The organism is Inquilinus sp. (assembly GCF_057815775.1).
In genome coordinates this window covers 1-5269 of record NZ_JBYRFX010000231.1, presented here as the reverse complement: position 1 = coordinate 5269, position 5269 = coordinate 1, and the positions used below count along the sequence as shown (strand labels likewise).

Below are 5269 nucleotides of genomic sequence, written 5' to 3'. Positions count from 1 at the left end.
GGGCGCCGCCTTCTACGCGGAGTACGGCACCGGCCGGTCGCGCGGCACCCAGCCGCTGCAGCTGGCCGGCAACGTCAAGCGCGGCGGCCTGATCGAGGTCGCCTTCGGCCTGACCCTGCGCGAGCTGATCGAGGAGTATGGCGGCGGCACCGCCAGCGGCCGGCCGTTCCGCGCGGTCCAGGTCGGCGGCCCGCTCGGCGCCTATTTCCCGGACGATCTGCTGGACACCCCGCTCGACTACGAATCGATGGCGGCGAAGAAGGGCATGCTCGGCCACGGCGGCGTCGTGGTGTTTGACGACCGCGTCGACCTCGCGATCCAGGCCCGCTTCGCCATGGAGTTCTGCGCCATCGAGAGCTGCGGCAAATGCACCCCGTGCCGCATCGGCTCGACCCGCGGCGTCGAGACGATCGACAAGATCATCGCCAACCGCGAAACCGGCGGGCGTGAGCTTGGGCGCAATCTGACGCTGATCGAAGACCTCTGTGAGACCATGCTGGACGGGTCGCTCTGCGCCCTCGGCGGCCTCACGCCCTACCCGGTGCTCAGCGCCCTGACCCACTTCCCCGATGATTTCGACCGCGCGCCGGCTCCGGCGCAGGCTGCGGAATAAAGGAACGCTCCCATGGCGCTCGTGACGGAACAGGATTTCGGCACCCCCGCCCGGCTCTCGCCGAGCCTGGTGACACTGGAGATCGACGGCGAGATCGTGACCGTGCCCGCCGGCACCTCGGTGATGCGCGCGGCGGCGGAGATCGAGACCACGATCCCGAAGCTGTGCGCGACCGACAGCCTGGAGCCGTTCGGCTCCTGCCGGCTGTGCGTCGTCGAGATCGAGGGGCGGCGCGGCACTCCGGCCTCCTGCACCACGCCGGTCGAGCCGGGCATGAAGGTGCGGACGCAGACGCCGAAGCTGGCGAAGCTGCGGCGCAACGTGATGGAGCTCTACATCTCCGATCACCCGCTGGACTGCTTGACCTGTGCCGCCAATGGCGATTGCGAGCTGCAGGACATGGCCGGCGTCGTCGGCCTGCGCGAGGTCCGCTACGGCTATGACGGGGCCAACCACCGGACCGGCGAGAAGGACACTTCCAACCCCTATTTCACCTTCGACCCGACCAAATGCATCGTCTGCTCGCGCTGCGTCCGGGCGTGCGAGGAGGTGCAGGGCACCTTCGCCCTGACCATCGACGGGCGCGGCTTCGCCTCCTTCGTCTCGGCCGGCCAGGATGACGGCTTCAAGGAGAGCGAGTGCGTCTCCTGCGGCGCCTGCGTCCAGGCCTGCCCGACCGCGACCCTGATCGAGAACACCATCATCGAGGCCGGCCAGCCCGAGCATTCGGTGGTGACCACCTGCGCCTATTGCGGCGTCGGCTGCGCCTTCACCGCCGAGATGCAGGGCACCGAGGTGGTGCGGATGACGCCGTACAAGGACGGCAAGGCCAACCACGGCCACAGCTGCGTCAAGGGCCGCTTCGCCTGGGGCTATGCCACCCACAAGGACCGCATCACCAAGCCGATGATCCGCAAGCAGATCACCGACCCATGGCGCGAAGTGTCGTGGGACGAGGCGATCTCCTATGCCGCGTCGGAGCTGAAGCGGATCCAGGCCACCTACGGCAAGGATTCCATCGGCGGCATCACCTCGTCGCGCTGCACCAACGAGGAGACCTACCTCGTCCAGAAGATGATCCGTGCCGGCTTCGGCAACAACAATGTCGACACCTGCGCCCGGGTCTGCCATTCGCCGACCGGCTACGGCCTCGGCCAGGCCTTCGGCACCTCGGCCGGCACCCAGGATTTCGACAGCGTCGACGAAAGCGACGTGATCGTCGTGATCGGCGCCAACCCGACCGACGCCCACCCGGTGTTCGGCAGCCGGATGAAGCGCCGGCTGCGCCAGGGCGCCCGGCTGGTCGTGATCGACCCGCGCCGCATCGACCTGGTGAAGTCGGCCCACATCAAGGCCGACCACCATCTGCAGCTGAAGCCCGGCACCAATGTCGCCGTGGTCAACGCCATGGCGCATGTGATCGTGACCGAAGGGCTGGCGGCCGACGACTATATCCGCGAGCGCTGCGACCTGGCCGAGTTCTCGCGCTGGACCCAGTTCATCGCCGATCCGCGCCATTCGCCGGAGGCGGTGGAAAGCCTGACCGGCGTACCGGCGGCCGAGGTGCGGGCGGCGGCGCGGCTCTACGCCACCGGCGGCAAGGCGGCTATCTATTACGGCCTGGGCGTCACCGAGCACAGCCAGGGCTCGACCATGGTCATGGGCATGGCCAACCTGTCGATGCTGACCGGCAATATCGGCGAGCGCGGCGTCGGCGTGAACCCGTTGCGCGGCCAGAACAACGTCCAGGGCTCCTGCGACATGGGGTCGTTCCCGCACGAGTTCCCCGGCTACCGCCATGTCTCAGGCGACGAAGTCCGGCACCTCTATGAGGATCTGTGGGGCGCGAGCCTGTCCGCCGAGCCGGGCCTGCGCATTCCGAACATGCTGGACGCCGCGGTCGAGGGCGGGTTCAAGGGCCTGTACGTCCAGGGCGAGGACATCGCCCAGTCCGACCCCGACGTGAAGCATGTGACGGCCGGGCTGGCGGCGATGGAATGCGTCATCGTCCAGGACCTGTTCCTGAACGAGACCGCCAGCTACGCCCATGTCTTCCTGCCCGGTTCGTCCTTCCTGGAGAAGGACGGCACCTTCACCAATGCTGAGCGGCGGATCAGTCGTGTCCGGCGCGTCACCCCGCCCAAGGCTGGCTATGCCGACTGGGAGGTGACGATGCTGCTGTCCGAGGCACTGGGCTACAAGATGGGCTACACCCATCCCAGCCAGATCATGGACGAGATCGCCCGCACCACCCCGACCTTCAAGAACGTGTCCTACCAGCGGCTGGAAGAACTGGGCTCGGTGCAGTGGCCGTGCAATGACGACGCGCCCGAGGGCACGCCGATCATGCACATCGACCATTTCGTCCGCGGCCTGGGCCGGTTCATGATCACCGAGTTCGTGCCGACGGAGGAGCGCACGGGTCCGCGCTTCCCACTGGTGCTGACCACGGGGCGCATCCTCAGCCAGTACAATGTCGGCGCCCAGACCCGGCGCACCGACAACATCGCCTGGCATGCCGAGGATCTGCTGGAGATTCATCCGGCGGACGCTGAGAACCGTGGCATCCGCGACGGCGACCTGGTGGCGCTGCACAGCCGCTCCGGCGAGACCAGCCTACGGGCCAAAGTCTCCGAACGGATGCAGCCGGGCGTCGTCTACACCACCTTCCACCATGCCGAGACCGGCGCCAACGTGGTCACCACCGACTATTCCGACTGGGCCACCAACTGCCCGGAATACAAGGTGACGGCGGTGCAGGTGCGGCGCGTCAACCACATGTCCGACTGGCAGGTCGGCTATCACGAGTTGCGCGAGAAGACGATCCAGATCGAGCGTCCGCGGGACGCGGCGGAGTAGCCATGGCTCTCCGCCCGACCGACCTTCCGGCGACCGACCAGCGGCTGCCGGCCCAGCGCCTGACCCGGGACGGCCGGGTCACGGCGGTGGAGGAGTCCGTCGCAGCCGAGGTGCCGGTGGCGCTGGTCTACAACGGCATCTCCTACGCCGTGATGATGGCGTCGCCGGCCGATCTCGAGGACTTCGCCCTCGGCTTCAGCCTGACCGAAGGCCTGGCCGGAGCGCCGTCCGACCTGACGGTGCAGGAGATCGTGGCCGATGACGAGCGCGGCATCGAGGTGCGGATGGCGCTGCGCGGCGAACACTTCACGCAGATGCTGCAGAAGGTGCGGAACAACACCGGCCGCACCGGCTGCGGCATCTGCGGCACCAGCGATCTCGACACCCTGCACGGCCGCAAGCGGCAAAGCCCGAAGCCGATCACGGTGGAGCGGGCGGCGATCCGCGCTGCGCTGGACGATCTTGACCGGTTCCAGGACGTCCGCAGCCGCACCGGCGCCGTGCATGCCGCGGCCTGGGTCGACATCCGCGGGCGGATCCAGCTGGTGCGCGAGGATGTCGGCCGCCACAACGCGCTGGACAAGCTGGTCGGCGCCCTGGCGCGGGCCGGCATCGACGGTGGCCAGGGCTTCTGCCTGATCACCAGCCGCTGCAGCTTCGAGATGGTGCAGAAGACGGCCGCCGCGGGCATCCCGCTGCTGGTCGCGATCTCCGCGCCCACCACTCTGGCGATCGACACGGCGAAGGCGGCCGGGGTGACGCTGATCGCCTTCGCCCGCGGCGACGGCATGACCGCCTACACCGATTTCTCCCCATTGCTACCAGCCAAGGTCGAGGCGGCATGAGCTCGGACAAGATCATCCGCATGGCGAACCAGATCGCCATCTTCTTCTCGTCCTACCCGAAGGACGAGGCGGTGGCCGGGGTGCGCAAGCACATCAAGGATTTCTGGGAGCCGCGGATGAAGGACCAGATCCGCGCCTATGTCGCTGCGAAGGACGAGAGCTTGAACCCGCTGGTGGTCGAGGCGATCGAGACCCTGCCGCGATAACCACGGGCCTCCGCACCTCTGGATGGACGCCGGGCCGCGGCTGACTATGATGGCCGCCGGGCAATGCCGGGGTCTCCATGGGGTCTATCACCGCGTCGGTCAAACGCTACGAAATCTGGCTCGGTGAGCAGCTCGGCCGGCAACTCGTGCAGGCCGATCTCGACCGCAAGCATCGCAAGATGGATGAAAGCGACTTCATCTTCCTGCGCGCCACCTGCTTTCGCTGGGCGGAGACGGTGCATGAGCTGTGCCCCGACCTGCTCGGCGCGCCGCCGGTGGTCTCGGTCGGCGATGCCCATCTCGGCAATTTCGGGCTGTGGCGGGATGCTGAGGGACGCCTGATCTGGGGCGTGAACGATTTCGACGAAGCCGCCGAAATGCCTTATGCGCTCGATCTCGTGCGGCTCGCCGTGAGCACCGTGCTCGGCCGTGCTGGCGCCGACACCGAAGAGGATATCTGCGCGCAAATCCTCAAAGGTTACACGAGGGGTCTGGCCAACCCCCACGCTATCGTGCTCGACCGCGACTACCTGTGGCTGCGCGAGCGGGTCGAGGTGTCGGAGAAGGAACGGGCAGGTTTCTGGGCGAAGATGGAGGTCCTCACCGCCGTGCGGCAACCGCCAAGACGCTACGCCAGAGCGCTCGTGGCCGCGATGCCCGATTCGAAGTTGGCCCTCGAGAAATGTGCCCGGCGCACCGCCGGCGCCGGCAGCCTCGGTCGCCCACGCTGGGTCGGGATCGCCCGG

5 protein-coding genes are annotated in these 5269 nt (G+C 67.8%); all 5 read left to right on the top strand.

Going from position 1 to position 5269, the window contains the following annotated elements:
- The coding region (locus tag AC3XYG_RS08360; RefSeq protein WP_489139356.1) for an NADH-ubiquinone oxidoreductase-F iron-sulfur binding region domain-containing protein at positions 1-613 on the top strand (613 nt) is incomplete at its 5' end.
- A gap of 12 nt (positions 614-625) precedes the next feature.
- Positions 626-3472, top strand: a complete 2847-nt coding sequence (fdhF, locus tag AC3XYG_RS08355) for a formate dehydrogenase subunit alpha (RefSeq protein WP_489139355.1) — start codon at positions 626-628, stop codon at positions 3470-3472.
- A 2-nt stretch (positions 3473-3474) separates the two neighbouring features.
- Positions 3475-4317: a formate dehydrogenase accessory sulfurtransferase FdhD gene (gene fdhD / locus AC3XYG_RS08350; RefSeq protein WP_489139354.1), complete on the top strand. Its 843-nt coding sequence runs from the start codon at positions 3475-3477 to the stop codon at positions 4315-4317.
- Entirely contained in the window at positions 4314-4523 is a 210-nt protein-coding gene (locus AC3XYG_RS08345) for a formate dehydrogenase subunit delta (protein WP_489139353.1), read from the top strand. Before fdhD ends, AC3XYG_RS08345 begins: the two co-directional genes overlap by 4 nt.
- Positions 4524-4600: 77 nt before the next feature.
- Positions 4601-5269: DUF2252 family protein (locus AC3XYG_RS08340; RefSeq protein WP_489139352.1), on the top strand; the 669-nt coding region annotated here is incomplete at its 3' end.